Below are 3,419 nucleotides of genomic sequence, written 5' to 3'. Positions count from 1 at the left end.
TTTGTCCGGCTGTTGTTTCCAGAAATAAAAAGGTTTACCATTTAATTTGTGTACACTGGTTTCGGTAACTTCCATTCCGCCAGGCTCTCCCTCCATAAAAAAATCCACGTCGTAAACATCCCCTTTGGTATCTGCAAGGTCTACACAAGCGAAATGCTTATTTGGTCCTAAATTAGAAAGGTATTCAGTATGTACCCTCACCAATTTTAGTCTTAATAATTTCTCCTCATCTCTGACCAAAAAAAAGCCCTTATTTGCTGACGCTTTATTGGAAATATAAGCTTTAATCCCTTTTTCAATGTCTGCAATGTCCACTTTCGGGATTATAACAGTCTTTGCCTCAAGCGTCGAGACTTCTTTGGGTTTTGATTGACAGCCGCCTAAAATTAGCCAACAAATACCCAGGCAGATTAGTGAAGAATTATATGTTCGATTTTTCATATTGAGCCATAGTGTTGAGGTTCCGGTTATTAATCAAAAAGTATATCAAAGTTAGTATTTCTAATTGAAGCAACAAGTCTAAAGAATTATTCATTTACCATTATTTCATGCTGGTTTTCTATGACTTATAACATTTATTTTAGCTGAAATTGGCTAAGGGGATAATTTAATAACAGCTCACAAAATAAAAATTAAATGACTGTACCCAATTAAAATCCTTTATGGCCATTTGAAAAGAGTAGTTGACTTTCTAAGGTATTTTATTTTATCGAAACCTTAATTGATTATATTGCACATTAATTTTTGACACCTAATACAGAATCGAATTGACAAAACATCAAACCCATTAATCCAAAGTTCATGAATTTTACCACTTTAGACCTCGCCATTTTTATTGGTTATTGTATCCTGATCATTTTAATGGGATACTTTGTATCAAGAGAGAAAGAGGGACACGTTAAAGATTCCAATGATTACTTCCTGGCAAGCAAAGCCTTACCTTGGTGGGCTGTAGGAGCTTCATTGATTGCATCCAACATTTCTGCAGAACAATTTATCGGTATGTCAGGTTCGGGCTTTGCCCTGGGGCTGGCAATATCTACTTACGAATGGATGGCAGCGGCTACATTATTGATTGTGGCCATTTTCTTTTTACCGGTTTACCTAAAAGAAGGTATCAGTACCATGCCTCAATTTTTACTTAAGCGATATGATAGTCGAGTTAGAACAGTGATGGCTGTGTTCTGGTTATTGGTTTACGTATTTGTCAACTTAACTTCGGTACTCTATTTAGGAGCTTTAAGCCTTGAAACAATATTAGGTGTACCCATGGTGTATGGAATTGCCGGACTAGCTGTATTTGCGATGTTGTATTCCATTTATGGAGGGTTAAAAGCTGTCGCATGGACAGATGTAGTTCAGGTGTTCTTTTTAGTTTTGGGGGGGCTTGCCACCACCTACCTCGCTTTGTCTATCGTTGGTTCCGGAAACGTATTCCAAGGTTTCTCTACTCTTTTGACAGAGGCGTCAAGTCATTTCAATATGATTATTGAAAAAGGAGAAATGATGATTCCTGATGGGGCCGGAGGAGAAAGAGATGCCTACATGGATTTACCCGGGTTATCGGTCTTGATCGGTGGTATGTGGGTGGTTAATTTAAGCTATTGGGGCTTTAATCAATACATTACACAAAGGGCATTGGCCGCAAAATCATTGAATGAGGCCCAAAAAGGAATGGTTTTCGCTGGTTTTCTAAAACTTCTTATGCCGCTGATAGTGGTTATTCCGGGGATTGCTGCTTATGTGATTGTAAATCAGGGAATAGATCCTTCCTTTGCGGAATCTATGACTGATCCGGTAACTGGAATTATTAAGTCAGACAGGGCTTATCCAACATTATTACAACTGCTGCCATCCGGCTTGAAAGGATTGGCCTTTGCAGCATTAACAGCCGCCATCGTTTCTTCTTTAGCTTCTATGGCCAACAGTACTTCCACCATTTTCACCTTAGATGTCTACAAAAACTTCTTTGATGAAAATGCTTCAGAGAAAAAACAAGTAAGGGTAGGTAGAATTACAGCCATCGTTGCCTTTATTGTGGCAGCCATCGTTGCTCCGGCCTTACGGGAGCTGGATCAGGCGTTTCAATACATTCAGGAATATACCGGTTTCGTGTCTCCTGGTGTTTTTGCTATTTTTGTATTTGGGTTCTTTTGGAAAAAAACAACCTCAAATGCTGCCTTAACTGCAGCAGCGCTTACCATACCTTTGTCAGCTACATTTAAATTTTTGACCCCTAACTTACCTTTTATAGATAGAATGGGGCTGGTATTTTTGATCATTTCAGGGTTAATTATTGCCATAAGTTTGTTTGAAGGCAAAGGCAAGGACCATCCTAAAGGAATAGAAATTAGCAAAGACCTTTTCAAAACAAGTACTCAGTTTAAAATTGGCGCAATTTTGATTTCCGGTATAATCGCAGCCTTATACATCGTATTTTGGTAGAATAAAATTATTGATTTTAAAATGAGACAACTCCTTATTGGATATGATATAGGTAGTTCTTCAGTGAAAGCTACTCTCTTAGATGCAGACTCAGGTAAAGTGGTGGCAGCAAAGGGACTTCCGGAAATAGAAATGAACATTGATTCTCCACAAAAAGATTGGGCAGAACAAGACCCTGAATTGTGGTGGAAATACATCAAAGCTACAACCAAAGAAATAATCGCGAAAGGCCTGGTTAAACCCGGTGAGATAAAAGGAATTGGTATTTCTTACCAAATGCATGGCTTGGTAATGGTTGACAAAGATAGGTCAGTGATAAGACCAGCCATCATATGGTGCGATAGCAGGGCTGTAGGCATAGGTAACCAGGCATTTAACGGTTTAGGAAGCGAATATTGCCTGAGTCACCTCCTTAATTCTCCGGGTAACTTTACAGCTTCAAAACTCAAATGGGTAAAGGAAAATGAGCCTGAAAAATATGAGAAAGCCCATAAAATCATGCTTCCCGGTGATTATATAGCCATGAAGCTTACGGGCGAAATCCTTACCTCAGAGACAGGGTTGTCTGAAGGCGTATTTTGGGATTTCCTTGAAAATAATATTGCCGACAAGCTACTGAACCACTATGGAATAGATGCTAAATTACTTCCAAAAGCTGTTCCTTCATTTGGTGATCAAGGCAAGGTACTTCCTCAGGTAGCTCAAGAACTCGGATTAGATGCCGGTATTCCCGTAACTTACAGGGCCGGAGACCAACCTAATAATGCATTTTCTTTGAATGTGCTAGAAGAAGGGGAGTTGGCCACTACCGCAGGTACTTCAGGTACTGTTTTTGGAGTTAGCACCAAACCCGTTTATGACCCTTTGTCTAGGGTTAATACCTTCGTCCATGTTAACCACAAAAAAAATAGTCCAAGATACGGCGTGTTACTTTGTATCAATGGTACAGGGATTCTAAATAGTTGGTTAAAACG

At 39.3% G+C, this 3,419-nt stretch carries 2 protein-coding genes and 1 pseudogene; 2 read left to right on the top strand and 1 reads right to left on the bottom strand.

The genetic code is table 11. The features are described from left to right. A pseudogene (locus AAC037_RS22085) lies at positions 1 to 441 on the bottom strand (transglutaminase domain-containing protein); the annotation flags it as partial. Between the two features lie 360 nt (positions 442 to 801). On the opposite strand from AAC037_RS22085, the gene AAC037_RS22080 reads away from it, so the two are divergent. Together AAC037_RS22080 and AAC037_RS22075 are read left to right on the top strand one after the other, a co-directional pair. After that, positions 802 to 2,445, top strand: coding sequence for a sodium/sugar symporter (locus AAC037_RS22080; protein ID WP_339905666.1), 1,644 nt, complete (start codon positions 802 to 804; stop codon positions 2,443 to 2,445). A gap of 21 nt (positions 2,446 to 2,466) precedes the next feature. Continuing rightward, the coding region (locus AAC037_RS22075; RefSeq protein ID WP_339905665.1) for an FGGY family carbohydrate kinase at positions 2,467 to 3,419 on the top strand (953 nt) is incomplete at its 3' end.

The sequence above is a fragment of the uncultured Cyclobacterium sp. genome (assembly GCF_963976465.1).
GTDB lineage: Bacteria > Bacteroidota > Bacteroidia > Cytophagales > Cyclobacteriaceae > Cyclobacterium.
The sequence above is the reverse complement of the archived record's forward strand: the minus strand, read 5'-3'. Positions and strand labels throughout refer to the sequence as shown.